Annotated in this window: 25 protein-coding genes, 1 tRNA gene and 3 pseudogenes; 17 read left to right on the forward strand and 12 right to left on the reverse strand. The window is 60.4% G+C overall.

Going from position 1 to position 24,361, the window contains the following annotated elements; translation table 11 throughout:
• Positions 1-98: 98 nt before the first annotated feature.
• The 3 genes and pseudogenes from HWX44_RS01275 to HWX44_RS01285 form a co-directional block, all read right to left on the reverse strand.
• A pseudogene (locus HWX44_RS01275) lies at positions 99-449 on the reverse strand (IS1249 family transposase); the annotation flags it as partial.
• Between the two features lie 37 nt (positions 450-486).
• Positions 487-1,679, reverse strand: a protein-coding gene (locus HWX44_RS01280; RefSeq protein WP_175972892.1) for an IS3 family transposase whose coding sequence is annotated in 2 segments (ribosomal slippage) — positions 487-1,397 and positions 1,397-1,679 — 1,194 coding nt in all. Because the reading frame shifts where the segments join, the coding sequence is not laid out codon by codon here.
• A 73-nt stretch (positions 1,680-1,752) separates the two neighbouring features.
• Positions 1,753-2,460: pseudogene (locus tag HWX44_RS01285) on the reverse strand (IS256-like element IS1249 family transposase); the annotation flags it as partial.
• A gap of 175 nt (positions 2,461-2,635) precedes the next feature.
• Between HWX44_RS01285 and HWX44_RS01290 the strand changes: the two are divergent.
• Entirely contained in the window at positions 2,636-3,184 is a 549-nt protein-coding gene (locus tag HWX44_RS01290; RefSeq protein WP_303049241.1) for an RBBP9/YdeN family alpha/beta hydrolase, read from the forward strand.
• Here HWX44_RS01290 and HWX44_RS01295 read toward each other — a convergent pair.
• The 3 genes from HWX44_RS01295 to HWX44_RS01305 all read right to left on the reverse strand — a co-directional run bounded on the left by HWX44_RS01295 (position 3,179) and on the right by HWX44_RS01305 (position 4,467).
• Positions 3,179-3,508 carry a transcriptional regulator gene (locus HWX44_RS01295; RefSeq protein WP_101736407.1) on the reverse strand — a complete coding sequence of 110 codons (330 nt, stop codon included), beginning with the start codon at positions 3,506-3,508 and terminating at the stop codon, positions 3,179-3,181. The two genes, HWX44_RS01290 and HWX44_RS01295, sit on opposite strands and share 6 nt — an antisense overlap.
• On the reverse strand, positions 3,501-3,905 hold the full coding sequence (locus HWX44_RS01300; RefSeq protein WP_101736406.1) for a hypothetical protein: 405 nt from the start codon (positions 3,903-3,905) through the stop codon (positions 3,501-3,503). Before HWX44_RS01300 ends, HWX44_RS01295 begins: the two co-directional genes overlap by 8 nt.
• A 406-nt stretch (positions 3,906-4,311) precedes the next feature.
• Positions 4,312-4,467: a hypothetical protein gene (locus HWX44_RS01305; RefSeq protein WP_175972893.1), complete on the reverse strand. Its 156-nt coding sequence runs from the start codon at positions 4,465-4,467 to the stop codon at positions 4,312-4,314.
• A 73-nt stretch (positions 4,468-4,540) separates the two neighbouring features.
• Between HWX44_RS01305 and HWX44_RS01310 the strand changes: the two genes are divergently transcribed.
• Positions 4,541-4,613 (forward strand) — tRNA-Glu (locus tag HWX44_RS01310).
• 57 nt (positions 4,614-4,670) lie between these two features.
• Here HWX44_RS01310 and HWX44_RS01315 read toward each other — a convergent pair.
• Positions 4,671-5,387 carry a hypothetical protein gene (locus HWX44_RS01315; protein ID WP_246819462.1) on the reverse strand — a complete coding sequence of 239 codons (717 nt, stop codon included), beginning with the start codon at positions 5,385-5,387 and terminating at the stop codon, positions 4,671-4,673.
• A 115-nt stretch (positions 5,388-5,502) separates the two neighbouring features.
• Positions 5,503-5,792 (reverse strand): annotated as a pseudogene (locus tag HWX44_RS13230) (hypothetical protein).
• Positions 5,793-6,009: 217 nt separating this feature from the next.
• Between HWX44_RS13230 and HWX44_RS01325 the strand changes: the two are divergent.
• On the forward strand, positions 6,010-6,756 hold the full coding sequence (locus HWX44_RS01325; protein WP_254868075.1) for a S1 family peptidase: 747 nt from the start codon (positions 6,010-6,012) through the stop codon (positions 6,754-6,756).
• 58 nt (positions 6,757-6,814) lie between these two features.
• Here HWX44_RS01325 and HWX44_RS01330 read toward each other — a convergent pair whose 3' ends face one another.
• Entirely contained in the window at positions 6,815-7,528 is a 714-nt protein-coding gene (locus tag HWX44_RS01330) for an IclR family transcriptional regulator (protein WP_175972896.1), read from the reverse strand.
• 48 nt (positions 7,529-7,576) lie between these two features.
• Between HWX44_RS01330 and leuC the strand changes: the two genes are divergently transcribed.
• The 3 genes from leuC (at position 7,577) to HWX44_RS13235 (ending at position 10,186) form a co-directional block, all read left to right on the forward strand.
• A complete protein-coding gene (gene leuC, locus HWX44_RS01335; RefSeq protein ID WP_175972897.1) occupies positions 7,577-9,019 on the forward strand; it encodes a 3-isopropylmalate dehydratase large subunit in 1,443 nt (480 codons plus the stop codon).
• A 16-nt stretch (positions 9,020-9,035) separates the two neighbouring features.
• On the forward strand, positions 9,036-9,626 hold the full coding sequence (gene leuD, locus HWX44_RS01340) for a 3-isopropylmalate dehydratase small subunit (protein WP_175972898.1): 591 nt from the start codon (positions 9,036-9,038) through the stop codon (positions 9,624-9,626).
• A gap of 290 nt (positions 9,627-9,916) precedes the next feature.
• The gene (locus HWX44_RS13235) at positions 9,917-10,186 is read left to right on the forward strand and encodes a hypothetical protein (protein ID WP_254868076.1); all 270 of its coding nucleotides are present in this window, start codon (positions 9,917-9,919) and stop codon (positions 10,184-10,186) included.
• On the opposite strand, the gene HWX44_RS01350 is transcribed toward HWX44_RS13235, so the two are convergent.
• Positions 10,160-11,473 (reverse strand): ISL3 family transposase, encoded by a 1,314-nt coding sequence (locus HWX44_RS01350; RefSeq protein ID WP_175972899.1) that lies wholly within the window; start codon positions 11,471-11,473, stop codon positions 10,160-10,162. The two genes, HWX44_RS13235 and HWX44_RS01350, sit on opposite strands and share 27 nt — an antisense overlap.
• A 153-nt stretch (positions 11,474-11,626) precedes the next feature.
• Between HWX44_RS01350 and HWX44_RS01355 the strand changes: the two genes are divergently transcribed.
• Complete coding sequence (locus HWX44_RS01355) at positions 11,627-12,058, forward strand: hypothetical protein (protein WP_254868077.1); 432 nt, start codon at positions 11,627-11,629, stop codon at positions 12,056-12,058.
• 49 nt (positions 12,059-12,107) lie between these two features.
• Here the strand turns inward: HWX44_RS01355 and HWX44_RS01360 are convergent, their stop codons facing one another.
• Entirely contained in the window at positions 12,108-13,106 is a 999-nt protein-coding gene (locus HWX44_RS01360) for an NUDIX hydrolase (RefSeq protein WP_175972900.1), read from the reverse strand.
• 150 nt (positions 13,107-13,256) lie between these two features.
• On the opposite strand from HWX44_RS01360, the gene HWX44_RS01365 reads away from it, so the two are divergent.
• Positions 13,257-14,255, forward strand: coding sequence for an NAD(P)H-dependent glycerol-3-phosphate dehydrogenase (locus tag HWX44_RS01365; RefSeq protein ID WP_070511939.1), 999 nt, complete (start codon positions 13,257-13,259; stop codon positions 14,253-14,255).
• Positions 14,256-14,276: 21 nt separating this feature from the next.
• A complete protein-coding gene (locus HWX44_RS01370) occupies positions 14,277-15,347 on the forward strand; it encodes a D-alanine--D-alanine ligase family protein (protein ID WP_175972901.1) in 1,071 nt (356 codons plus the stop codon).
• A gap of 66 nt (positions 15,348-15,413) precedes the next feature.
• Here the strand turns inward: HWX44_RS01370 and HWX44_RS01375 are convergent, their stop codons facing one another.
• Positions 15,414-16,328: a DUF3515 domain-containing protein gene (locus tag HWX44_RS01375; protein ID WP_175972902.1), complete on the reverse strand. Its 915-nt coding sequence runs from the start codon at positions 16,326-16,328 to the stop codon at positions 15,414-15,416.
• A 47-nt stretch (positions 16,329-16,375) separates the two neighbouring features.
• Here HWX44_RS01375 and HWX44_RS01380 point away from each other — a divergent pair, with 47 nt between their 5' ends.
• The 8 genes from HWX44_RS01380 to HWX44_RS01415 all read left to right on the forward strand — a co-directional run bounded on the left by HWX44_RS01380 (position 16,376) and on the right by HWX44_RS01415 (position 24,360).
• Entirely contained in the window at positions 16,376-17,386 is a 1,011-nt protein-coding gene (locus HWX44_RS01380) for a thiamine-phosphate kinase (protein WP_444843277.1), read from the forward strand.
• A gap of 35 nt (positions 17,387-17,421) precedes the next feature.
• Positions 17,422-18,030 (forward strand): uracil-DNA glycosylase, encoded by a 609-nt coding sequence (locus tag HWX44_RS01385; RefSeq protein WP_254868082.1) that lies wholly within the window; start codon positions 17,422-17,424, stop codon positions 18,028-18,030.
• Between the two features lie 10 nt (positions 18,031-18,040).
• A complete protein-coding gene (locus tag HWX44_RS01390) occupies positions 18,041-19,480 on the forward strand; it encodes a DAK2 domain-containing protein (protein ID WP_175972905.1) in 1,440 nt (479 codons plus the stop codon).
• Between the two features lie 3 nt (positions 19,481-19,483).
• Positions 19,484-21,511, forward strand: a complete 2,028-nt coding sequence (locus HWX44_RS01395) for an ATP-dependent DNA helicase RecG (protein WP_175972906.1) — start codon at positions 19,484-19,486, stop codon at positions 21,509-21,511.
• Positions 21,512-21,612: 101 nt separating this feature from the next.
• Positions 21,613-22,239 carry a 16S rRNA (guanine(966)-N(2))-methyltransferase RsmD gene (gene rsmD, locus HWX44_RS01400; RefSeq protein ID WP_046649076.1) on the forward strand — a complete coding sequence of 209 codons (627 nt, stop codon included), beginning with the start codon at positions 21,613-21,615 and terminating at the stop codon, positions 22,237-22,239.
• A 2-nt stretch (positions 22,240-22,241) separates the two neighbouring features.
• A complete protein-coding gene (gene coaD / locus HWX44_RS01405) occupies positions 22,242-22,718 on the forward strand; it encodes a pantetheine-phosphate adenylyltransferase (protein ID WP_046649077.1) in 477 nt (158 codons plus the stop codon).
• Positions 22,719-22,724: 6 nt separating this feature from the next.
• Positions 22,725-23,480, forward strand: a complete 756-nt coding sequence (locus HWX44_RS01410) for a sulfite exporter TauE/SafE family protein (RefSeq protein ID WP_049156553.1) — start codon at positions 22,725-22,727, stop codon at positions 23,478-23,480.
• Positions 23,481-23,505: 25 nt separating this feature from the next.
• Positions 23,506-24,360, forward strand: coding sequence for a PPK2 family polyphosphate kinase (locus tag HWX44_RS01415; RefSeq protein ID WP_175972907.1), 855 nt, complete (start codon positions 23,506-23,508; stop codon positions 24,358-24,360).
• Position 24,361: the final 1 nt, after the last annotated feature.

The raw sequence follows: 24,361 nt of genomic DNA on the forward strand, positions 1-24,361 counted from the left end.
CACAGATCGGGTCGTTGGAACCGATTCAAAATCAAGATCACTGCATTATCCCAGGCTGCCCCGGGAATCCGTATCGGTTCATCCACACGAAATGTCCCTTAAGCCGTGTCGATAGCGTTGTCGTAGAGGGCTGGGCGTCCTGTTTCGTGGTCGGCTTGGTTCTCGGTTTTTAAGTAGAGCCACCAATCCAGCATGCGGCGTTGTCGTTCGCCTGATCTGCCGCGGTGGGTTCTGGCGAGCAGTTTGAGCTGGGCGTTGATGCCGCCTTCTAAGCTGTTGGTGGTGGATTTGATCCGCTCGGGCGCAAGGACTCCTGCTGGCGGGTTGAGGTAGACAAACAGCATCTCGGACCGCCAAAGATGGTTGAGGCTGTTGTAGGCCTTGCGCACGTTGTGGTGGGTCCACACGCGGGTCCATGCACCTGTTTTGGGGTCTTTGATCATGGTTTGGGCCTGACCCCCGGAAAGTAGACACGTCGGGGGTTAGCTATGCTGCTTGAGTCAGTGTAGCTGATGTGAGTGCTTCGAAGGCATCGGGGGCTAGAAGATTGCACCAGGAGTGCCGTCTGCGCGTGTTGTAGCGCATGCACCATCGGAAGACTTCTTGGCGGCAGATGATGGGATTGTCAAACACTTTCCGATCACGCAGAACTTCACGCTTGAGACTGGCGTTAAACGATTCTGCCAGGGCATTATCGGCACTTGTACCCACTGCTCCCATGGATTGGCGAACACCAAGTACAGCGCAGTGCTCTCTAAATGCTTGTGAGGTGTACACACTGCCATGATCGGAATGGAAAATTGCCCCTTTAAGGCTTCCGCGGACTTTTCTGGCATGAGATAAAGCTTCGATAACCAGCGATACCCGCATGTGATCGGCTAGTGCATGGCCGACGAGTTTGCGCGAGTAGACGTCGATGACCGTGGCCAGGTACATGTTCTTGCCGCCCTTACACGGCAGGTACGTAATGTCGCCTACATAGACGTGGTTCGGCCTGTCAGCTGTGAATTTGCGGCCTACTAAATCTGGCATGACTCGATGGCCAGGCTTGCGCCTGGTGGTGATGCACCGACGCCGTTTACTAAAGCCTTTCAGCCCCATGGATTTCATGATGCGTGCGACCTTCTTGTGATTGATCGGAGGAAAGTCCGTATCGTCGTTGAGGCTTGCAGCGATGCGTTTAGCACCATAAAGCCCGTGCTCATCATCGAAGATGGTCTTGATTCTCGCACCAAGAAGGGCATCGGAACACGTCTTTAACCTGCGTTTTTCGCGGGTGTTGACCCATTTGTAGAACGAGGAGCGATTGAGCTTTAACACGTGGCACATCCGCTTGACCGAGTATTCGGTTCGGTGGTCATAGACAAACTGGAAGCGGATTACCAGCGTGTCTCTTCGGCAAAATACTTCGCGGCCTTACGCAGGATGTCGCGTTCTTCGCGCAGCTTTGCGTTTTCTTTTTCTAGCTGGCGGATCCGTTCAGAATCAGTCGTCGCCTGGGCGTTGTCACGCAGGGTCTTCGTGCGGGCGCGTTTGCCGGTGCCGTACTGCTTAAGCCAGGAATAAAGTGAGGATCGATTGACACCAAGCTCTGCTGAAGCCGCGTGAAGTGAGAGGTCCTCATTGTTTTCGTAGAGGGCCACAGCATCACGTTTGAACTGTTCGGAGTACCTAGGCATGGTGGTAGATTACCTTTCTTCCCAACCCAACCGGGCTGGATATCAGGTGTCTACCAAACAGGGGTCAGGTCCTTTTCTCGTTCATCCATTCCCGGTAGATCGTTGAAAACTCGTGCAGTTGCACACCCCACGCGGCGGCTTCATCCAGTGTAGTGATCCGGGTCAGTTTCAGCGCAAGTCGGTAGATGGTGCGCCCGGCATCGGTGCGTGGGTTGGTGGTAGTGTAGCGGCGGACCACGCGTTGGGCGTGGACGAGGCAGCGTTGAATTTTCGTAGTCGGCCAGCACTTTTTGATTGCGCTGTATGCGCCTTGGCCGCCGTCGATGACGGCGATGAGTGGGGCTTCGATGCGTTCAAGCAGCAGTTGGTAGTCGCGGGTGGTTTCGTGTTTGCACCAGTGCCAGGCGATCACGTGGTCGATGGTCGCCGCGACGATCAGGCAGCCACCGGCGGTGTAGGTGCCATCGAGAAATACCTGGTCGTAGATCCGCTTGTGGTGGCCGGCGGTGGGGTCAGGCACATCAACGAGCCAGCACCACTTGAAGCGCCGCTTCATGGTGGCGCGGCTAACACCGTTTCGTTTGGCTAGGTCGTCGAGTGATATTGCGGTGGTGCAATGCTCGATGAACTGGGTGAACACTGCCGCGTTGGTGATGTCGTTTCGACGTTTGACGCTGGAGGCGCCGCATTGTTTGCAGCGCCATCTGGTGGTGCCTTTGCTGGTGGTGCCGTTGCGTTTCATTTCACCGCCGCAGTGGCAGCGTGGTTGGTTCTTCGACATTGCGACACCACACCACGCCGCGCATAGCACATCACGGCTGCCACACCGAGGATTTCCCGTCGGGGGCTAGATATATGCTTCCGGAGCATATACTTTCCGGAAACCTACAGGTCAATCCGTGAAAATCCGCGATTCCGGACACACTTTTTGACCCTTAACCCTGCACTTCTACATTATTCATGGATACCAAGCCAGCCCTGACAGTCACTGGTTCCCGTGGCTAGAGCGCCTGTTGACCGCCGATGGCCACACCGTTCACACCATCGCGCTGCCGGAACCGAACGCTCCGAAGCTCGATGAGTGGGTAGAGTCGATACGCAACGATATTGAGCGTCCAAACGCTAATACCTGCATCATCACGCATAGCCTGGGCGGCACCGCGTTGCTGCACTATCTCACTGCATTGGAGGGTGAGTGGGAGCTTCCTGGGCTCTTCATTGTCTCTGGGTTTGTGGAGAAGCTTCGTGTGATCCCAGAGCTTGACGAGTTTATTGGCCAGGCTCGCGTCGACGTGCCGGCTGTCAAGCACCACATCGCGCACACAGAGGTCTTCGTGTCTACTGACGATGTCCTGGTGGACCCTTCCCTCACGCAGCAGCTTGCCGACGCCCTCTCGGCCACGCCCATCACCATCCACGACGCGGGACACTTTCTTGAAGACGACGGCTATACCGAGCTTCCACAGCTGGGGGATCGCATCACGCAGTGGCTGCGCAGCCTATAGGCCCTCAGTCATCGCTTTGAGCGCCTCCACGTGCTGCGCGTAAGCCTGTGCACCCGCCTCGGTGAGCGTGACCCACACGGCGTCCTTGGCGCGCGTAGAGCCGTACTCCCGCGTGCGGCTTACGTAGCCGTGGTCTCCGAGGTGCTTTAGTTGCTTGGAGAGCGTATCGGCGGGGAGTTCCGTAAGCTCGGCGAGTTGACCGTACTTCATCTGCCGTCCTTCGGTGGCGCCGGCGGAGAAGAGCGTGGCGCAGATCTTGAGCCGATTGATGGGGTGGATGACTGGGTCTAGCTCAGGGGGCTGGTGAGATGCTTTCCTAGACATTGGTGCCCTTTATGGCGGCGTTGCTGTTCTCGTAAAGCATCCAGGCTGTCGCGCCAGTAACTATGACTCCGCAAGCGATCATCCACGGCCACGTGTCGGGGGTCGGTGTAGTTGACATGATCATGGCGACGGGGAGGACTACTCGTGACCATGTCGCGCGATCGTTCCTCGGCCCCTTGTTGGGGTTGGGGCGAACAAAAGGGTTCGCGATTTTGTCCTTGAGGAGGAAACCGAGAATGAACGTCGGTATCAGGATTGCGAGTGTGTACCACCAGGACACCTTGGATAGCGCAAGACTGCTACCGATACCGAGCGCTACAAGTGCCACCGCCCACCAGCTTTGTGTCCAGGCGGTCCGCTGTTGGGCGTCTTGAATGATCTTGAGTTCATCGTTCATGGCCTGACTCCTTTGTTTGCATCTGATGCAAGTGTATCACTTGCATTAAGTGCAAGTAAGGGGGTGAGGGCTGTTGTAATCAAGGAGTGGTGTGGTTGTGCCCCTTACCGGAGGGTTAAAAGTCCAAGTGCAAGCGGACTTGGGAAAGTTACCAGGGGGTATACCAGTGGCCAATTGGTCTAATCTCTTCCGCTATGCCTTTGGCGGTCATACACTGCAGGTATAAGGCATTCCCGACAGAAAGGAGAGCGGATGGCGGAAGCTGATAATCATCACTATCGCCGACGCGACTCTAGCAGATAATACGAGGCGGCATCGCCATAATCCACAACTTCTTAAAGCCAACATTCGAGCGAAGTAGGAGCCTTGCACCACATGCTGTTAGCGCACGTGTCCTCCCGAACCTCTAGCGATGACTAACGAGTGCTCCGGCCCCAGCTGCCAACGGCACGCCAGCGGAATAACCACTGATTCGATCCGCGCCCGGGCCCTGAGAGTCAATGATTTCATCGCAGTCGAAAGTGGCAACGAGGTTCGGGGTTTTCTTTGTGTAAAAGGCCATGCTAGCTGCCGATTTGTGCATTCTTTCGCCGATCCTATAGTGTTTAGCAAGTCCGCAACGGACAGCTAAACGAGCCCCGTTCGTCTAGCGGCCTAGGACGCCGGCCTCTCACGCCGGTAACACGGGTTCAAATCCCGTACGGGGTACAAAAATAAAAGGCGGCGAGCATCATGCTCGCCGCCTTTTGGGTTTGGGGCTTAAGACTAGACAATGAGGACCTCAGCGTTATTGCCGCCGGTGCAGCGAATGACCTCGTGCTCATCGGTTTGGCATGCCAGTGAATAGTTCTGTTGGGTAATGGGGCTGTTGACGGTGACCTGTCCGGGGATGAAGGACCGGAGGTCGTCTTTAGAGCCTGGCGCCAAGGTCATCAAGCGGCCTGCTGTGGAACGGGCGAAATCGCAACTGGTGTTCGCACCGGCCATGACGAAAGCGATGTTATAGCCGTCGCCCATCTGGCACACAGTGGCGGGCGTGCCGTAAACGCTGACTGATGCGCCGTTGGCGTCGCCCTCGGGGAGTTGTTCAGAAAGGCTGTTATACGTGGCCGTTTGTGCCGTTTGAGAGGTTTGGCGTTGGCCTGCGGCTGGTTGGGCGGCTTGGGCTCCTTGTGCACTCTGGGCCTGTGTGTCAGGTTGTTGAGCCTGGTCCGCAGGCTGATCGCTAGCGTTGTCCGGCAAGGTTGGTTCAGGGCCGTCGGGGGCTGCCTCGTCGGCAGCGTTCGGAACGTGAAGCTCAGCGTCATCGTTAAGCGGCTGAAATGCCGGGTAAGTGTTTTCAAACGTTGGCTCACCCGATGCCGTTTCCGTCCTCGACGGCGCTGCCATTTCGGATGACGTGGAGCATCCGACTGTTAGAACACCGGCGGTGATTATGGCTGCAAAAGCTGCGATGGGACGGTGGGCGCGCGTGGAAGTCATAAAGCCCACCCTAACGAGATGTGTGGGGATGCGCTGGGGAAAACGGGGAAAGCTGCCCAATCACAGTGACGTGCACTCAGATTGGGCAGCTCAATAAACAGAATCGGGGTAGCTCTTAGTGGCAATCCCAGTGGCCGTCATGTGCCGCGTGGCGGTGACCATCATGCAGGTAGTCCACGTGGTCGCCATGGGGAATAGCGACGTGCCCGCAGCCCTCGCCGTGCTCGTGTTCGTGGGCCTCGTGAACGGTGTGCTCGGATGCTTCGCACTCGTCCCAGTGGCCTTCATGCTCGCGATGAATGTGGCCGTCGTGTACGTAGTCGGTGTGATCGCCGTGCGGGAAGGCGACGTGGCCGCAGCCTTCGCCGGGACGTGGGTGTGCTCGTCGTGGATGGTGTGGGTCATGGCTCCTCCTGGAGGTCGGGGATTTTCACTACATTTTCAGTAGCTATCAATGTTAGTAAAGCGTGTTTCAATCCACTTTCAATAGTGGTGGGTGGGTATCGCCGGAGCTGAACGCGGGGCGTGAAGGGAGAATTGGCGTAGCCCAGGCTAGAGTGAGGTGATGATGAAAAGGTCTCCGCAACTTCGCTTTTCCCGTGTCTTACCAGGCTTTGCATTCATGGCTGGCGCATGCTCGCTGGCCTTTGCTCTCGCCGCCCCCGCGACCGCTGCTGAGGGGGTGCCGGTTCGGCAAGGGCAAAAGATCGCGGCTTCTGATGGCGCGTTGTGCACTGTCGGTTACGTCGAGGCTAATCGGGCGTGGACCTCGGCGCACTGTGGCTTAAATGGCGAACAAGTGTATAACGAAGCAGGCCAGCACCTAGGAACGTTGCGTTGGTTCACGCCCTCGGGGGCTGCGGGGCATGACTTGGCCTATATTCAATTCGCCGGCGGAACCTATTCGGCAGGCAACCCGCTCACCGGGGATGGCATGGCACCGGTGCCTGGTGAAGGCTCAACGGTGTGCTTCTACGGACAGGCCGCGTCGCGTCAGTGTGGCACCGCGGTGAAGGGGCCGGGTGTCTTTCCGGGCATGAACTATGCGGCCGATGTGTCGCTGGCGCCTGGGGACAGCGGTGGAGCAGTGTCCGTCCCAGGGCAGCCGGGCGTTGTGGGCATTTACCAGGGGATCACCCAGGCTAATCGGGGTGGCCGGACAGTTACTTTCTCAAACTATGCGCGCATGCCTCATGCGGATGAACTAGCGCGCCTGCCGCACCAGGGTTGGGTACCGCGCCGCCCCAACCGGGAGCCAGGTAATCCAGTTCGGGTGGCCCAAGAAAAAGGTGAGGCATTGTCCTCGACGAGTAGCGCGGGACCTGAAGGGCTGCGCGGCCTTGCGATGTATTTCGGTCTCAGTATTTAGGAACGCAGCCCCGAGGCTTTAGGCTCCAATGCATTGCAGTGCGCTAAGTGCCCAGTTCTTAGCGGTGGCCGTCGCGTGGCGTGCCATTGGAGAGAGCGGCACTTAGGCGGTTGGATGCGCTAACCAGGACATCTGCAAACTTGTCCGCCGGGGAAGGACGGAAGCGTTCGGCGGAACCGGAGACGGAAAGGACGGCGATGAAGTTTCCGGCGCCGTCGAAGACTGGGGCGGAAACGGAGGCGAGGTCTGACTCGCGCTCTTCGATGGATTCGGAGTAGCCGTTGATGCGCGCGAGCTCGACGTCGTGCTCGCTAAAGATGGCATCAGGAACATGGACATCAGCAAAGGCGGCGAAGACGCGGGCGGCGGAACCGGAGGTGAGCGGAAGCTGGCGGCCTACGGGCACCACGTTGTGGAGCCCGATTTCCGGCTCACGCGTGGCGATGCACGTGCGCGTGGTGCCGGAGAGTTCGTAAAGCTGGACGGACTCACCGGTGGCGTCGAGAAGCTCCTCCATAATGGGGCCTGCGGTTTCGATTATGCGATCACGGTTGCCGGGTAGGGCCGGCCCAGCGCCCCACTTTCCATCGGGGGTGCGGGTGAGGATTCGGTGCGCCTCGAGCGCTGTGGCGAGGCGGTGTGCCGTTGCCCGAGGCAGTCCGGTGGTCTCACAAAGCTCATTGAGCGTAGAAGGTTGGTTGGTCGCGGCCATCATGATGGCTACTGCGCGATCCAATACCTTAATTCCTGATACTGCGCTATACTCTCCCATATAATGAAATCTACGTCCCATTAATTGAGATTTCAAGTGGAGAGGCACATGACTGAGAAACTGACACTCGCAGAGAAGGTATGGCGCGACCATGTCGTGCGTAAAGGTGAGAACGGTGAGCCCGATCTCCTTTATATTGACTTCCAGCTCTTGCATGAAGTTACCAGCCCGCAGGCTTTCGATGGTCTTCGCCTGGCCGGTCGTAGGATGCGCCACCCAGAGCTGCACCTGGCCACTGAGGACCATAACGTTCCGACCGTGGGTATTAAGTCCGGCAACCTTTTAGAAATCAAGGATGAGGTCTCCCGCACGCAGGTGTCCACGCTGCGCAAGAACTGTGAAGAGTTCGGCGTGCGCCTGCATTCGATGGGTGATGCGCAACAGGGCATCGTTCACACAGTGGGTCCTCAGCTGGGCATTACCCAGCCCGGCATGACCATCGTGTGCGGTGACTCGCACACGTCGACGCACGGCGCCTTCGGTTCTATTGCCATGGGCATCGGTACCTCTGAGGTGGAGCACGTCATGGCCACCCAGACACTTTCACTTAAGCCCTTTAAAACAATGGCCATCGAGGTCAGCGGTGAGCTGGCGGAGGACGTTTCCGCCAAGGATTTGATTTTGGCGATCATTGCCAAGATTGGCACCGGCGGCGGCCAAGGCCACATCATCGAGTACCGCGGTGAGGCCATTCGCAAGATGTCGATGGAAGCCCGCATGACCATCTGCAATATGTCCATCGAGGCCGGTGCCCGCGCCGGCATGGTGGCTCCGGATGAGACCACTTTTGAGTACGTCAAGGGCCGTGAGTTCGCACCCCAAGGAGAAGATTGGGACGCGGCCGTCGAGTACTGGAAGACGCTGCCGACTGACGACGGCGCCGAATTCGACACCGTCGTGGAGATCGACGGCTCCGCGCTGACGCCTTTCGTGACTTGGGGTACTAACCCGGGACAGGGCTTGCCATTGAGCGCTGCGGTGCCCGACCCGGAGGAGTGCGGCGACGACGGCGAAAAAGCCGCCGTCGAGAAGGCCTTGGCCTACATGGACCTGAACCCCGGCACGCCGCTGCGCGATATCCAGATCGACACGGTCTTCCTTGGATCGTGCACGAACGCGCGCATCGAGGATCTGCGCGCGGCCGCCGAAGTGGTCAAGGGGCGCAGCATCGCGGCTGATACCCGCATGATGGTGGTTCCGTCTTCGGCCGTGGTCAAGGCCCAAGCTGAGGAGGAAGGGCTGGACAAGATCTTCACCGATTTCGGCGCTGAATGGCGCACCGCTGGCTGCTCAATGTGCCTGGGCATGAACCCGGACCAGTTGAAGCCGGGGGAGAGGTCGGCGTCGACAAGCAACCGCAACTTTGAGGGCCGTCAGGGTCCTGGCGGCCGCACCCACCTGGTGTCCCCGGCCGTCGCCGCGGCAACTGCCGTTCTGGGCCGCCTGGCCGCACCAGCAGACATCGACGATTCCGCCGTCGCCGGCGTTTAAGGAAAGGAAGAAGATAATGGAGAAGTTTATTACTCACACGGGCGTCGGCGTTCCGCTGCGTGTCTCCAATGTGGACACCGACCAGATTATTCCCGCGCGTTACCTGAAGTCCGTCAAGCGCACTGGCTTTGCCGAAGGCCTGTTTTCTAACTGGCGCAGCGACGAGAACTTCATTCTCAACCAGGAACCGTTCAAGGAAGGCTCTGTGCTTTTCGCGGGTCCGGACTTTGGTACCGGTTCTTCTCGTGAGCACGCGGTGTGGGCGCTTGCTGAGTATGGATTCAAGGCGGTGTTTTCCTCCCGCTTCGCCGATATTTTCCGCGGCAACTCTGGTAAGGCCGGGCTGCTGACGGGGCTCATGGAGCAAGAAGACATCGAGCTCATCTGGAAGCAGTTGGAGTCCGGTGAAACCGAAACCACCGTGGATTTGGAAGCGCGCACGGTTACCGTCGGCGGCAACAGCTATACCTTTGAGATCGATGACTACACCCGTTGGCGCCTCATGGAGGGACTCGACGACATTGGGCTGACCCTGCGCAATGAGGACGATATCGAGGCTTTCGAATCCGCACGCCCGGCATTCAAGCCCCGCGTCGTGGCGTCTTAGCGTGAGCAATGGGGGTGTGGGAGTGTTCCCCGCCTCCTGTGGCGCCGGACACATATCGGCGTTAACATCCTCGGCATGAGCAATCCTTATCAAAGCTTTAGCGGGGACAGTGGCAATCAGTTCGGCGGTGCAGGTGGGTATGGCGATTATGACTATCACCAGTCTGGGAGTTACGGCTACCAGCAACCCAACGGCTACGGCTACCAGCAGCCGGGAAGCTTTGGGTACCACCAGCCCGGCGCCGCGCCTGGCAATCCACCAGGCGGGGCCCCGCGCAGCCCATCGACGCCATGGATATTGTGGGCCAAACCTTCAAGGGCTACCTGAAGCAGCCTGTGCCAGGGATGCTGGCCATGCTGGTGCATCTCATTATCTCTTTTGCTCTTCTTCTTGTGCCGGGAACCGTTTTAGGCGGAATCTCCGCAGCGATGGAAGAAAGCGGCAGGGACATTGAACCCCTGGTTCCTACCGTGGGGATACCTCTTATGGTGGTCATGGCGCTAGCCGCCTACGCTTATCTGGCCCTTCCGGTTTTAGAGTGCGTTGATTTTGTCCTGTAGTTGTCCGGAGTGGATCAGGCTCCGCAAGATGTAGTGGTTGAGGTTTTTGAATCCTAGGGCGATGCCGCGTAGGTGTTCGAGTCTGCCGTTGATTGCCTCGACGGGGCCGTTGGAGGCACCGATATCGAAGTAGGCGAGCACATCTTTGCGTCGACGCCACAGGGTGCGTCCTAGTTGGGCGAGCTCTTCTAGGCCTTGTGGTAATCCTTTACGTAGGGTGTGGATGATGCGTTTCATGAGCTTTTTGCCTTCCGTTTTCTTCGGATGCGCGTACGCTGCGATCATGTCTTGGTAGAGCAGCCACGTTACTTCTAGGGCTACGTAGTCGTCATCGGTGGCCCACAGCATTTCTAAGCGTTGCTTTTGCCGCTCGGTGAGATAGTTCGTCCTGGTCAACAGGGTGCGCCGGTGCTTGTACAGTGGGTCATCTTTGCGTCCGCGGCGCCCGGTGGTCTCACGTTGGAGTCGCTGTCGGCAACTGGTGAGCTTGTCGGCTGCTAGATGCACTACATGGAAAGGGTCCATGACTTTGTCTGCTTGTGGTAGTTGCTCTTCGACTGCGGTGGCATATCCGGTGAACCCATCCATGGTCACCACCTGTATCTGCTCCCGGAAGCTGGGGTCGCGCTCTTTAAGCCACCCGCTGAGCACGTCGGCGGACCGGCCTGGTCGCATGTCTAACAAGCGTGCAGGCCCGTGCCCGTCCACCAGCGGGTTGAGGTCAACAAGTATGGTCACCAGGTTTGATGCCTGGCCTGGTTTTCTGGTGTGTTTCCAGACATGTTCATCGACTCCAAGGACGCGAACTCCGTCTAGGTGGTGAGGGTCGCCGTAGACAAGCTGGCGGCAGGCATCCAGTGCGACCTGGTTGACCAGGTCCCAGCCCACGCCGAGTGCTTTGGCGGTAGCTGACACACTCATCCGATCAATAGCAAGGCGCTGCAAGATCCAGCGGGTGACCCGGTGGGTGAGCTTGGCGCCGTCATCAGCGCAAGCCAGAGATTCTTGGAAGATCTTCCTTTTACATGAGGCGGCTGTGCACTGGAATCTAGGGACTTTTATGTGCAGCCTGGTGGGGAATCCGACGACAGGAAGATCAACGAGTCGACGGGTGGTGTGGTCGCGCAGCTTGCCTGGCTGTCCGCAGTCCGGGCACACGCCGATAACGGCTACGGGCGTGGCCTCAATGATGGTCAGCGGTCCGGCATCGGCAGCACCGGTGATGGCAAGTCCGATTTCCGCGGTACGGCAAATGGTGTCGGCAACGAGGTTTCCAGTAGGCTTCACAGTACGGGTCCCTGGTGGGTTTAGATGGTTGTGTAGGAACTTTCATCTTCACACCAGGGACCCCTATATGTTGTGGTGACCCGCTGAACCCATCGTGTTCTACTTCACCCCGCTACGCACTCCAAAACCGGAAGAGCCGCTTATCTCTGCTGGATGATGGCGAACCTCTTCAATGGTTCCCGCAAGATCGCTGATGGGGAGAAGGTCACCTTCCGCGACTACTTTAGGTTTGCGCAGCTGAGTGGTTGCGCCGGTGTCTATGCTTGCTTCTTTATTTTGGTAACGCTCGGATCTATTGCGGGTGGCTTCCCCGGACTGATTCTCTATGCGCTCCTGTGGCCAGCGCCCGTGATCAAGGCGGATGACCCCGATAAGCCTCTCATGGACTGCTTCCGAGAGGCCCTCGACCTAATCATGGAGAATCTAGGGCAGTCGCTGCTCTTTATTCTGGTCTGTTCCCTCATCACGAGCTTTGTCGTATTTATCCCCATCGTCGGCTTCCTTGCCGCCTATCCGATCTGGGCGCTCGGGATGGTCCTTTTCACCCGCGCTATACAGCGCCGCCCTGCAGCACGGTTTGAATAAGGCAGCAGGGCGGCGTAGAAACTCCTGAGGGACGTGGGCGATGCCCTGCTCAGCGCACGGGAAGCGGGCTAGCTAGATAATCTGCGCCCGTAAGCTCACCGTCGTTGAAGGAAAGAACCCACACCGAAGCTTTCTTGAACTTGAGTTCTTCGATCGGCTCTTGAATGAACTTCGGTGCATAGGACTCGATGATGCCGGGGATTGTCAGCCCTTGGCTGACGATAACCGGAACGCCGCCGCCGTCGACAACGCGTTGGAAGGCGGCGCGGGCGGTCTCAGGTGATTCAGCAAAGACATCATCGCCGAATGCTTTATTCACGGCGATATCCATGCCGAGTTCATCGGCCAGCGGGGCAGCGGTGTGCTGGCAGCGCTGCGGCGGGGCGCTATAAATGGCGGTCGGATGGAAAGGAGTGAGCATCGGCACGAGCATCTCCGCCTGGCGGCGCCCCTTCTTATCCAGCGGGCGCAGGTCATCATCACCCTCCCAGGTGCGGCGCTGGTGCGCGCGGGCATGGCGCACGTAGAGAACGCGGGTCGTTGGTGCGAGGCGCAGGCGCTTCTTTGCCTTGGCCAAGACCTGTGCATCAACGTCATAAGAGAGCAATGCGCAGGCATCATCGATCTTCATCCAGCGCAGCTCGTCGGTTTCCTGATTCGGGGTGTATTCGCCATCGAGCACCCGCGCCAGCCAGTAGTAGACCACCTTGGTGCGGCCTTGTACTGGGTAAGCTACCTTGCCGATGAGTTTGCCCAAGCGCACGGTATAACCGGTTTCCTCGAGGATCTCGCGCGCGGCGGTAACAGGAAGGGATTCGCCCGGATCCACCTTGCCCTTGGGCAGTGACCAATCGTCATAGTGCGGGCGATGAATGAGGGCGACTTCCGGATCGTGCGGGTCACCGCGCCAGAGAACCGCACCGGCGGCCAGGGTCGTGCGCTTAAACTCATCGGCCGGATCGACGGCCACTTCTTGGTGTCGGCCAGAAATAAAGACCTCGGATTTGATGTCTTTGTCCGTCTCGTGCATGTTCTTTGCCTTGGGCATGCTGCTCCTTTTGCGCCAGTAGCTTCTAACCTTTTTCCATTTTCCTCCACTCACTGCCGCGATGCAGCCTTACGCGCCGAGCGTGCTTTAATGCCGAGCGTGCTTTAATGGGGAAAGCCGATATACCGGGAATCTACAGTGAGGTGGCACATAGTGAACGTAGCAGTATTGGGTGCGGGCTCGTGGGGAACTACGCTGGCAAAGGTTTTTGCCGATGCCGGCAATGACGTCCGCTTGTGGGCGCGCCGTGAAGAGCTAGCCCAGGCCATCAATGCACGCCACGAGAACCCGGATTATCTCCCAGATCTTCCGTTGCCCGCCTCCATCCGCGCTACCACCGATCCAGCTAATGCGCTGGAGGGTGCGGACATCGTCATTTTCGGCGTCCCCTCGCAGACCTTGCGGTCCAACCTGGAAAAATGGGCGCCGTTGCTGCCGGAGGATGCAACTTTAGTATCGATTTCCAAGGGCGTGGAGAAGTCGACGCTCAGCCTGATGAGCGAGGTGATTGCCGATGCCGCCGGTGTTTCCCCCGACCGCATTGCGGTGCTCTCCGGGCCCAACTTGGCCAAGGAGGTGGCCCAGGAGCAGCCGGCAGCTACGGTTATCGCGTGCCGCGACGCCGACCGTGCCAAGGCTGTCCAGCATGCCGCCGCAGCACCCTATTTCCGGCCCTATACCAACACCGATGTTATCGGCGCGGAAATTGGCGGTGCCTGCAAGAACGTGATTGCACTTGCCTGCGGCATGGCTGCGGGTAAGGGGCTGGGAAACAACACCATGGCCAGCATCATTACTCGAGGTCTCGCGGAGATTACTCGTCTCGGCGTGAAGCTGGGAGCGGACCCGTTCACCTTCTCTGGTCTGGCTGGTATGGGTGACCTCGTGGCAACCTGTAGCTCGACGTTGTCCCGCAACCGCACCTTTGGCTACCGCCTCGGCCAGGGCGGCACCCTGGAGGAAGCCACAGCCGCCACCAATGGCCAGGTAGCGGAAGGCGTTATTTCTTCCGATTCCATCTTTAGGCTGGCGCAGCGCGCGGGCGTAGAGATGCCTATTACCCAAGCGGTCTTCGGTGTGTGCCACCGCGGCGTGACTGTCGACGACATGATCGTGGCTCTGATGGGTCGCACCAAGAAAGCTGAGTAAAGCCGAGTAAAGTTGCTCGGTATGACTGAAGCGAATCCTGTGCGCGTGGCCGTAGTGTACGGCGGGCGCAGCTCCGAGCATTCAGTGTCGTGCATCTCCGCCGGCGCAATCATGGAGCACCTTGACCCGGACAAGTATGAGGTTGTGCCGATCGGCATCACGCGAGAGGGCACCTGGACTCAGGGCAGTCGGGAGGGCCTCGGCATTGTCGATGGGCGCCTGCCCGAGGTAGAGCTGCACGATGAGCTGGCGCTTTCCCTCAACCCCGCCACGCGCGGACGCATCCACAACGTCACTCGCCATGAGCACTACACCGAAGTGGATGTCATTGTGCCGGTTCTCCATGGCCCCTACGGTGAAGATGGGACGGTCCAGGGGCTTTTCGAGCTCTCCGGCATCCCTTACGTGGGCGCGGGCGTGCTGGCCTCGGCCGTGGGCATGGACAAGGAGTTCACCAAGAAGCTGCTGGTTGCGGAAGGTCTGCCTGTGGCGCCCCAAGAGGTGCTCACTGGGGAAGCCACGCTGAGCGACGCCCAAAAGGAGCGCCTCGGCCTTCCTGTCTTTGTGAAACCGGCGCGCGGTGGTTCCTCCATCGGTGTGTCCAAGGTTTCGGCGTGGGAGAATTTCGCGGACGCGCTGGCCCTAGCCTACGAGTCCGACGAGAAGGTCCTTGTCGAGCCGGAAATTCGCGGTGCAGAGGTGGAAGTGGGCGTCCTCGAGCACCCAGACGGTAGCCTCCAGGCTTCCGTTCCCGCCAAACTTTTGGGCACTACGGAGTCCGAAGAAGGCTTTTATGACTTCGATGCCAAGTACATCGACGAGGGCGTTTCGGCGGAAATCCCTGCGCCGTTGAGCGATGAACTAACCGCTGAGCTCCGCCAGCGCGCTATTGAGGCTTTCCGCGCTCTGGGCGCTGCCGGCCTGTCCCGCGTGGATTTCTTCGTCAGCGAGGATTCCTACTGCATCAACGAGGTGAACACCTTCCCCGGCTTCACACCCATCTCGATGTACCCCCAGGTATTCGCCGCCGTGGGGGTGGGCTATGCCGAGCTGCTGGATACCCTCATCCAAACCGCGCTCGCGCGTTCCTAGTCCTTAGCTCGCCTAGCCCCTCAGCTGAGCGCGAAGGGCAGGCGGAAGAGGAGCAGGCCGCGGTTCCTACTGGGAAGGGGTGGCGGCCACGAGGGCGTCGCTCAGCCGCACCAGCGCGGAATTGGCTGCCTCCTGCGGAGCAGACAGCGCGAGATCCTCCGCCCGGCCGAGCGCGAACCACGTGCCGGCCGTGGTGCCCTCCGCCAGGGTGGTGTCCTCGAACCAGGGCACGTCATTGACCTGCTGAAGCTGGACACCTGCACGGTAGTTCTCCGGTGCAGCCACACCACAGCGCACGACGATCTCTTCCTGGCCCGGCGCGCTGTAGACCCAGGTGTTCTTGTCACCGGCATCCTCGCGGCGCGAGTAGCCCTCCGCGAGGGTCTCCGGCAGGGCCTTTTCCAGCCGGCTGCACATGGAATCCGGGCCCGCCTTCAGCTGCGATAGCGGAGCGGCATTGGGCTGTTGCTGTTTCTGTTCCAAGTGGCCGAGAGCATCACCGAGACCCTCCGGGGCGTCGTCGCGCGCGTTGTCGGAGGTGGTGGTGACCGCGACGGCGGGAACACGCTTGGTGCTGTACCACGTCGTGAGATTCGAGCCGGGAGTGGCGTCGACGACCTGCAGCCAGGATTCGCCGTCGGCCTCGACGGTCTGGGAATACTCAGTAAATTGCTGCGGCAAGTCAACACCGCAGCGCAGCGTTATCTTGTCCTCCGAGCTCTTCGCCCACGCCGCAGCACCCGCGGGAGCTGGCTCGACAAGATCGACGCGTGGGTACCCCAGTAGTTTGTCCGGCAGTGCGTCGACCAAGGCGGCGCACTCGGGGGAATCCGCCGCCTCAGATGGGGTGGGAGGCAGCGCCACCGGTTGCTGGGCAGCGGTGGTGAAGACGTATTTTGCCCCAAAAATCACCGCGAAGACCATCGCGATGGCGATCCCGAGTGAGACGTAGATTGCGGTGCGGTTAAATTGGGTATCCATAGGGGCTTATCCTATCGCTGATAGTCCAGGAAGAACGAACGTGGACGGTGCGCACGCGTACAGTGCGTGGCCCGCGCAACACAAAGGAGTCCGTGACGGTGGGTTTATCGCATACCCTCGACCAAGCCGGTGAGCGGCAAGTCATCCATGAGATTGTCACCGCCGCCCCGAGCGCGCTCAACGGTGACGATGCCGCAGTGCTGTACCCGGCAGCGCCCAATTCCCGCACGGTGGCAGCGACAGACATGATGGTGGAAGGCAGGCATTTCCGCCGGGATTGGTCGACTGCCGCAGAAATTGGGCAGAAGGCCATCGTGCGCAATTTCGCCGATATCGAGGCGATGGGTGCCCGGCCCACTGCAGCACTGCTGGCTATTGCCGCGCCAGGGGAAACCCCGGTGGATTTTGTGCGGGGGATTGCGCAGGGCATCGCTGAGCGCTGCGCGGTCTATAACGCAGAGCTGGTCGGCGGTGACCTTACCCGCAGCGACAGCTTGGTCATCAATGTCACGGCGATGGGTTCCTTGGGAGGAAGTGGGGCGCCGCTGGCCCTGGATGGAGCACGCGCGGGCCAAAAGCTGGTGGCGCACGGCAAGATTGGGTACTCCGGAGCGGGCCTTGCTCTGCTTCAGCGCTTTGGCCGCGCGCTGCCCCCGGAACTAGAGGAGCTGTGGCCGCTGATCGACGCCCACTGTGCACCCACCCTGAGCCCAGGGCGTGGGGTTATCGCTCGGGCAACGGGGTCGACCGCGATGACAGATAATTCGGATGGCTTAGTGCGTGATGTGGGGCATCTGGCACAACGCTCCGGGGTGCGCATCGACCTCGACCGCGCAGCCATTGCCCCGGATCCGCTCCTAGCTGCTGCCGGCGCGGTGCTTGATATCGATCCGTGGGAATGGGTCCTAACGGGAGGGGAGGATCACACGCTGTTGGCCACCACGTACAAGGCCGCTCCCTCTGGGTTCCGGGAAGTAGGCCGGGTGATGCGCGGTACCGGTGTCACCATCAGCGGAGAGGAGCCTCGCTATCGCGAGGGCTGGGAGGGATTTGCGTGAGCCACATCGATACCTCTCGTATTCACTATTCGTGGATGCCCCACATCCGGCAGGCGCTGGGGGAGAATCTGCCGCGCCTTGAGCAGCAGATCGGCCAAGACTTTCTGCCCCCGGCCGAGGACGTCTTCGCTGCCTTGTCGATGCCCCTCGACGACGTACGTGTCCTCATCGTGGGCCAAGATCCCTATCCCACCCCGGGCCATGCCATGGGCTTGTCCTTTTCTACGCGCCCCGGGGTGCCGGCTCCCCGCTCGTTGCAGAATATCTACGTCGAGCTTCACGATGACCTCGGGATCGACGGTCGCGCGGATGGGGACCTGCGGGCGTGGTTCGACCAGGGCGTGCTGCTGCTGAACAGGGTGCTTACCGTGGCCCCGGGCCAGGCCGGCTCGCACCGGCGGATGGGCTGGGAAGCGATTACGGAGGCCGCCATCAGAGCGTTGGCGGGGCGCGATATCGTGGCCATTTTGTGGGGGCGCGATGCCCAAACCTGCCAGGCCTTCCTGCCGGGTACGGAGTGCATCACCTCCCCGCATCCTTCACCCCTGTCAGCACGACGCGGCTTCTTCGGATCGCGTCCATTTTCCCGGGCGAATGCGGCCTTAGAGGCCCGTGGCGTCTCGACAGTGGACTGGCGCTTGTAGACTAACCAACATGTCTTATCCCGCCGAGTTGGATGCCCGTGGCCTGCACGAGTGGGCCGCGCGAACCGTTAAGGAGCTACAGCGCCGCCGCGCCGAGATTAACGCCCTCAACGTGTTCCCGGTGCCCGATTCTGACACGGGATCCAACATGGCGCACACCATGGAATCTGCCCTGGCGGAGGCCGATAAAGGCGAGATGGACGTGGCTGAAGCCCTGGCCATCGGTTCGGTACGCGGAGCGCGCGGCAACTCCGGGATGGTGCTGTCCCAGGTATTGCGCGGGGTGGCTGACGCCACGACGGATTCGCGGGTGGATGGTTCGGTCTTGGCGGATGCCCTCTCGCTGGCCGTCACGCTGGTCGACCGTGCTCTGGCCTCCCCAGTGGAAGGCACCATCATCACCGTGCTGCGTGCCTCGGCCGCCGCTGCTAGTAAGGCCGCCGAGGAGTCCGGCGCGCAACTGCACGGTATTGTGGTCGCGGCGGTCGACGCCGCCCGGCAAGCCTTAGCGGAGACTCCTTCCCAGCTGCCGGCGCTGCGCGAGGCCGGTGTCGTAGACGCCGGCGGAGCAGGCTTCGTCATCTTGTTGGAATGCTTGCTGGCCCAGCTCACCGGTGAAGACACCGTCCCCGAACCTGTGGCTATAGAGACTGTAGGGGCAGAGCCCACGCAGAGCGAATCGCTGCCGTCTCACGGAGAGAACTGTGCCGCGCCACAGCCTGGGGCCGGCCCGGAGATTGAAGTCATCTTCTTCTTCGAGGGAGACCTCGCCCAGATCGAGGAGGCCCTCAACCCGTTGGGCAATAGCCTCGTCATCGCGCGAGCCACGGAGGATTCTGCGAGCGTGCACATCCATAGCTCCCAAGCCGGTGCGGTCATCGAACAAGCCTATGGCCTCGGAAAAGTCAGTAACCTGCGCCTCGAGGTGCTTCCCTCCGCCGGAGATACAGCGGCCGGCGAAATGCAGGCCATCGATCGTGCCGGGCGGCGAATCTTCGCCGCAGTGCCCGCAGGAGCCGCCCGCGAGCTTTTTGAAAAGGCCGGGGCGGATACCGTCAAGCCCGGCGACGGCCCTCGCGCCGCGAAGGCGGGTGATCTCTTCTTGCCCAACGGCTACGGCGGTGCGCCCGGCACAGCCACGCTTATCCCGACTGATTCCCTCGTCTCCGGGCTCGCCGCGCTGTCGGTCTACTCACCGGGTTCCACCCACACCGCCGAGGCAGTGGCCACCATGGCGGATGCCGCACGCTCGATGCGGGTGGTGCATCCGGATACAGAATCCATCGACGGGATTGTGGCGTCGTGCTGCAGCCAATTGGCCTACGGCGGGGAGCAGATCACCGTGCTCACCGGACTAGAGATCGATGAGGACGAGCTGGCGCAGCTCTTGGGCGTCGACGTGGTGGTGCTGCGGGTTCCCGGGCTGCGTACCGAGATCGGGGTGGAGTAAGCCATGCTGGGGTGGCAGGATGACCGTGCGCTGACGGAGATTCTGGCAAAGAAGGATGCCTCAGCAATCAAGCGCGCCTTCGGGTACACCACGTGCGGGGAGCTGCTCAGCCACTATCCACGCGACTACATCCGCCACAACAAGGACGTCGGCCTCGGCGGTGCCGAGGACGGTGACCACGTCACCATCACCGGTGTCATTGAGGATGTCCGCGTCAAGCACACCTCCAAAGCCATGGTCTTTATCCTCTACATGGATAGTGGAGTCCAAGCCTCATTCTTTAACGCGCATTACGTGCAGCGCGTGCTGGGGCGCGGCATGCGCGTCATGCTGTCTGGCAAGCTGAAGTACTTTCGGGGATACCCCAGCCTGCAGCACCCTGACTTCCTCATCCTCGACCCCGGCCGTTATCAGGAATCCTTGCTGGATAGCACGACTGGGCAGGGGACAGGCTCGCTGAAGAAGCTCTCCCAATTCGGGTCGCTGGAGACCTTCCTGCAGCGCGAGTGGATTCCCGTGTACCCAGCCAGCGGGAAGGTGACGTCGTGGTACATCATGGGTGCTATCCACAAGGTGCTGGAAAATACGCCTTCGATTCCGGAGCCACTGGACTACCGCATGATGGTGACGCTGGACCAAGCCGTCCGCGAGATCCACGAACCGGGTGAGCACGGGCCCGAACGCGCCATCCAACGTTTGAAATACAATGAGGCGCTGTCGATTGGGCTGGTTATGGCCCTGCGCCAGCGCGATGTCAAGGCGCGTACGGCAACCCCGATGCCAGCGATTTTGGAGGGCTACCGCGACGAACTGCTCAGCGAGCTGCCCTTTGAACTGACTGCGGGCCAGCGCCGCGTCATCGCGGAGATCGACGCGGACCTGTGTGGCACCGCGCCCATGATGCGTCTTCTGCAGGGCGAGGTGGGCTCGGGCAAGACCCTGGTGGCCACGTGCGCCATGCTGCAGGCGGTCGACGCTGGCAAGCAAGCCGCGCTGCTCGCGCCGACGGAGGTGCTGGCGGCGCAGCATGGGGCGTCGATTAGCGCCAGCGTTCCCGAAGGAGTCACCGTCACCGTGTTGACCGGCTCGATGAAGACAGCGGAGAAGCGGCAGGCGTTGCTGGAGATTGTCTCCGGCGAGGCCGATATCGTCATCGGAACGCATGCCATCATCCAAGACACGGTGGAGTTCTTTGACTTGGGCCTCGTCATCGTGGATGAGCAGCACCGTTTCGGCGTGGAGCAGCGCGATAGCCTGCGCACCAAAACCCGGGAGGGCACGAGCCCCCACCTTCTGGTCATGACGGCGACACCGATCCCGCGCACGATTGCCATGACCGTCTTCGGTGACTTGGCCGTGTCCACTCTCAAGGAGCTGCCTGGCGGGCGAAAGCCTATCTTGTCCGCGGTGGTGCCCGAATGGAAACCGGAATGGGTACGCCGCGCCATCGAGAGAATCCGCGAAGAGGTAGAAAAGGGCCACCAGGCCTATATCGTCTGCCCGCGGATTGAAGGCGAGGGCGGCGTGGAAACGATGTCCGTACAGCTGCGCAACCTGCCGCTGCGGGGTCTGCGGGTGGAGATGCTGCATGGCAAAATGCCCGATAAGGACGAGGTCATGGAGCGCTTCGCCCGCGGGGAAATCGACGTCCTCGTGGCTACCACCGTCATCGAAGTCGGCGTCGACGTACCCAACGCCACCGTGATGCTCATCCGCGAATCGGAGAATTTTGGCGTCTCGCAGTTGCACCAGTTGCGTGGGCGCGTGGGGCGCGGTGGTAACGACTCCGTGTGCTTGCTGCATACCACCGCCGAGCCCGACAGTAAGTCCTACCGGCGCATCCAGGCCATAGCTGATACGCCGTCCGGTTTTGATTTGGCGGACCTGGATCTTCGGCAGCGCCACGAAGGGGACATCCTAGGAACGCTGCAATCTGGCACCAAGCGCACTCTGAAACTGCTCGATCTCAGCCATGATCGGGACATTGTTGAGCGCACGCATGCTGATGCTGCCGCTATGGGAGGCAATTGAGCTAGCGAGAGTTGACACGGAATTTGAGTGCGGATGACAGGGTTTTGGAGAAGAACTAGGCCAGTCACCGCGCGCAGCTGAGGGGAGATAGGGTAGAGGCCATGACCAGAATCATCGCTGGGGAGGCCCGGGGGCGCACCATCAAGGTGCCGGAAGCCGGGACTAGACCTACCTCTGACCGTGCCCGCGAGGGCCTTTTCTCATCGTTGAACGTGCGTTGGGGTTTCATCGACTCCCGGGTGCTGGACCTTTTTGCTGGGTCCGGTGCCTTAGGTCTGGAGGCAGCCAGCCGCGGCGCTGAGGAAGTGGTCTTGGTGGAAAACAATCCTGCGGCGGTGAAGATCATCCGCCACAACATTGGGGTGGTGAAGCACCCGCGCGTCGAGGTACGCGAGATGAAGGCCTCGTCCTATCTAGCGACCGCCCCGCGCGGGTATTTCGATATGGTGCTCGCGGATCCTCCCTATGAGTTCGATGATGTGGATGGGCTGTTGGCCGCGATCGAACCGGTGTTGGATGATGCCGCAATCGTCGTCATCGAACGCCATGTGGATTCCCCGCAGACGCAGTGGCCGGAAGGCTTTGAGCCCACCGGCCAGAAGCTCAAGAAGCGGACCTTTGGCATTGCGCGTTTTGATATGGCGATTTATCACCGCGCTGAGGACAGTGACTACAGCGACAACGCGGGTAGCGAAGATACCGCCATGACCGAAATCAAGGAGGATTAGCCATGCCCACCCACGCCGTCTGCCCGGGATCTTTCGACCCCATCACGCTGGGCCATGTTGACGTGTTCAACCGCGCCAGCGAATTGTTTGACAAGGTCACCGTGCTGGTGACGGGAAACCCCGATAAGCCGTCCGGACTGTTTAGCGTGGAGGAGCGCGTGGATCTCATCCGCCGTACCGTCGCGCCAGAGATCCAGGTGGACTGGTGGGGCGGCTTGCTCGTGGATTACACCAGTGCCCATGGCATAGACACCATTGTCAAAGGCCTGCGCTCCTCCTTGGACTACGAGTATGAGCTGCCGATGGCACAGATGAACCGGCGCCTTTCCGGGATCGATACTGTCTTCTTGCTCACTGATGAAAAGTACGGCTATATCTCCTCCTCCCTGTGCAAGCAGGTGGCACAGTACGGCGGCGATGTCACGGGTATGTTCCCAGAGCACGTTGCGGCCGCCGTAATGGAACGCTACCGAGGCTAAGGAGACATGTCTGTACTGGCAATACCTTTCGTCGTCCTCGTTACCGTCATAGTCGGCTCCTGCCTGCAGCGAGTCTCCGGCATGGGGTTGGGCCTCATTGGCGGGCCCATCTTGACGCTCTTCCTCGGCCCCGTGGAAGGCATCATGGTCATCAACGTTTTGGCCTGCATTAACGCCATCCTCACGACCTATTCGATGCGCGAGAATGTGGCGTGGGATAAGTGGCTGCGCATCGGCCCCTTCATGGTCCTCGGCTCAATCCCGGCGGCGCTGCTGATCGCGCGCATCGATACCTCGGCGTTGTTGGTGCTCGTGGGCGCCGCCTTGTTGATCGCGCTGGGCGTAGTGGTCTTTGGCCGCAAGTTCGTCCCCGAGATGCGGGGGACGGGGCCCGCTATCTCCGCGGGTATCTTGGGCGGTTTTACCAATACCCTGGCCGGCGTCGCCGGACCCGTCATCACCGTGTACGCCCAGGCTGCGCGGTGGCCTAAGTCAATCCTCGCCGCGACCCTGCAACCTTGCTTTGTCATCGGCGGATTGTCCTCTGTTCTGACGAAGTACTTCCTGGGCTCCGGCGGTTTCGAGGGCCTGCATTGGCTGGTGTGGCCTTGCGGAATAATCGGCATGTGCGTCGGCATCCTTGTGGGCAAGAAGATCGCCGGGCACGTCTCGCGGGAGAAGGCCCACACGCTGTCGCTGGCGCTGGCTAGCCTGGGAGCGCTAAGTGCTCTGCTGCGCGGTCTTTCCACGCTGGGCGCTTAAAACACTGTCTGGGTAAGGTGGGCCCATGGCGAAGTTCAAGATAGAAGACGCGCTCTCCCTGCGCGCAGGCAAGAATTTTCAGATCGACTCGGTCGATGCCTCCGCAACCCCCGGCTTCGACGGTGACAAGGACGAGCTCGATGCCCGTTTCACCAAGTACGATGACGAGCTCTATGAACTGCAGGAGCGGCTCTTTGCCAACGGCCGCAGCTATGGTGAGGATGCCCCGGCGGTGCTCATTGTGTTGCAGGGAATGGATACCTCGGGCAAGGGCGGTGCTATTCGCCACGTGCTCAGCACCTTCGACCCGCAGGGAACTACCACGGTTGGTTTCGGAAAGCCCACCGAGGAAGAGCTGGAACATGACTTCTTGTGGCGCATCCGCAAGCACGACCCGCAGCCGGGACAGATTGTGGCCTTTGACCGCTCCCACTACGAAGACGTCCTCATTCAGCGCGTGCACGAGTGGGTCGACGAAGAAGAAGTGGACCGCCGCATCGAGGCTATCCGGGATTATGAGCTCGACCTGACAGCGAAGGGTGTCAAGGTCATCAAGATCTTCCTACACCTGTCCAAGGAAGCCCAGAAGGAGAATCTGCTGGAGCGCACGGAGCGGGAAGACAAGTTCTGGAAATCCGATCCCGCCGATGTGGAGGAGCGCGCCTATTGGGATAAGTACATGGCGGCCTACCAGGACGCCATCCAGCGCACGGATGAAAACTATGCGCCCTGGTATGTCATTCCTACCGATAACAAGAAATACGCCCGCATGGCGCTGAAGTTCCTCATCGTGGATCTCCTGCGCCATCTTGACCTCGAGTGGCCGGCGCCCGACTTCGACCCGGAGGTGGAGCGCCAGCGCATCGAGGACGCCGACTAAG

This window comes from Corynebacterium sp. Marseille-Q2823, assembly GCF_903645345.1.
Lineage (GTDB): Bacteria > Actinomycetota > Actinomycetes > Mycobacteriales > Mycobacteriaceae > Corynebacterium > Corynebacterium hiratae.

Excerpts from the sequence above, each read along its gene's own strand:
- HWX44_RS01355 (WP_254868077.1), top strand. The coding sequence starts at position 11,627 with ATGATGGCGAACCTCTTCAATGGTTCCCGCAAGATCGCTGATGGGGAG.
- HWX44_RS01315 (WP_246819462.1), bottom strand. The coding sequence starts at position 5,387 with ATGACTTCCACGCGCGCCCACCGTCCCATCGCAGCTTTTGCAGCCATA.
- HWX44_RS01375 (WP_175972902.1), bottom strand. The coding sequence starts at position 16,328 with ATGGATACCCAATTTAACCGCACCGCAATCTACGTCTCACTCGGGATC.
- HWX44_RS01410 (WP_049156553.1), top strand. The coding sequence starts at position 22,725 with ATGTCTGTACTGGCAATACCTTTCGTCGTCCTCGTTACCGTCATAGTC.
- HWX44_RS01305 (WP_175972893.1), bottom strand. The coding sequence starts at position 4,467 with ATGGCCTTTTACACAAAGAAAACCCCGAACCTCGTTGCCACTTTCGAC.
- HWX44_RS01295 (WP_101736407.1), bottom strand. The coding sequence starts at position 3,508 with ATGTCTAGGAAAGCATCTCACCAGCCCCCTGAGCTAGACCCAGTCATC.
- leuD (WP_175972898.1), top strand. The coding sequence starts at position 9,036 with ATGGAGAAGTTTATTACTCACACGGGCGTCGGCGTTCCGCTGCGTGTC.
- HWX44_RS01330 (WP_175972896.1), bottom strand. The coding sequence starts at position 7,528 with ATGGGAGAGTATAGCGCAGTATCAGGAATTAAGGTATTGGATCGCGCA.
- HWX44_RS01385 (WP_254868082.1), top strand. The coding sequence starts at position 17,422 with ATGCCCCACATCCGGCAGGCGCTGGGGGAGAATCTGCCGCGCCTTGAG.
- HWX44_RS01360 (WP_175972900.1), bottom strand. The coding sequence starts at position 13,106 with ATGCCCAAGGCAAAGAACATGCACGAGACGGACAAAGACATCAAATCC.
- HWX44_RS01370 (WP_175972901.1), top strand. The coding sequence starts at position 14,277 with ATGACTGAAGCGAATCCTGTGCGCGTGGCCGTAGTGTACGGCGGGCGC.
- HWX44_RS01390 (WP_175972905.1), top strand. The coding sequence starts at position 18,041 with ATGTCTTATCCCGCCGAGTTGGATGCCCGTGGCCTGCACGAGTGGGCC.
- HWX44_RS01395 (WP_175972906.1), top strand. The coding sequence starts at position 19,484 with ATGCTGGGGTGGCAGGATGACCGTGCGCTGACGGAGATTCTGGCAAAG.
- rsmD (WP_046649076.1), top strand. The coding sequence starts at position 21,613 with ATGACCAGAATCATCGCTGGGGAGGCCCGGGGGCGCACCATCAAGGTG.
- HWX44_RS01415 (WP_175972907.1), top strand. The coding sequence starts at position 23,506 with ATGGCGAAGTTCAAGATAGAAGACGCGCTCTCCCTGCGCGCAGGCAAG.
- HWX44_RS01300 (WP_101736406.1), bottom strand. The coding sequence starts at position 3,905 with ATGAACGATGAACTCAAGATCATTCAAGACGCCCAACAGCGGACCGCC.
- coaD (WP_046649077.1), top strand. The coding sequence starts at position 22,242 with ATGCCCACCCACGCCGTCTGCCCGGGATCTTTCGACCCCATCACGCTG.
- leuC (WP_175972897.1), top strand. The coding sequence starts at position 7,577 with ATGACTGAGAAACTGACACTCGCAGAGAAGGTATGGCGCGACCATGTC.
- HWX44_RS01325 (WP_254868075.1), top strand. The coding sequence starts at position 6,010 with ATGGCTGGCGCATGCTCGCTGGCCTTTGCTCTCGCCGCCCCCGCGACC.
- HWX44_RS13235 (WP_254868076.1), top strand. The coding sequence starts at position 9,917 with ATGGATATTGTGGGCCAAACCTTCAAGGGCTACCTGAAGCAGCCTGTG.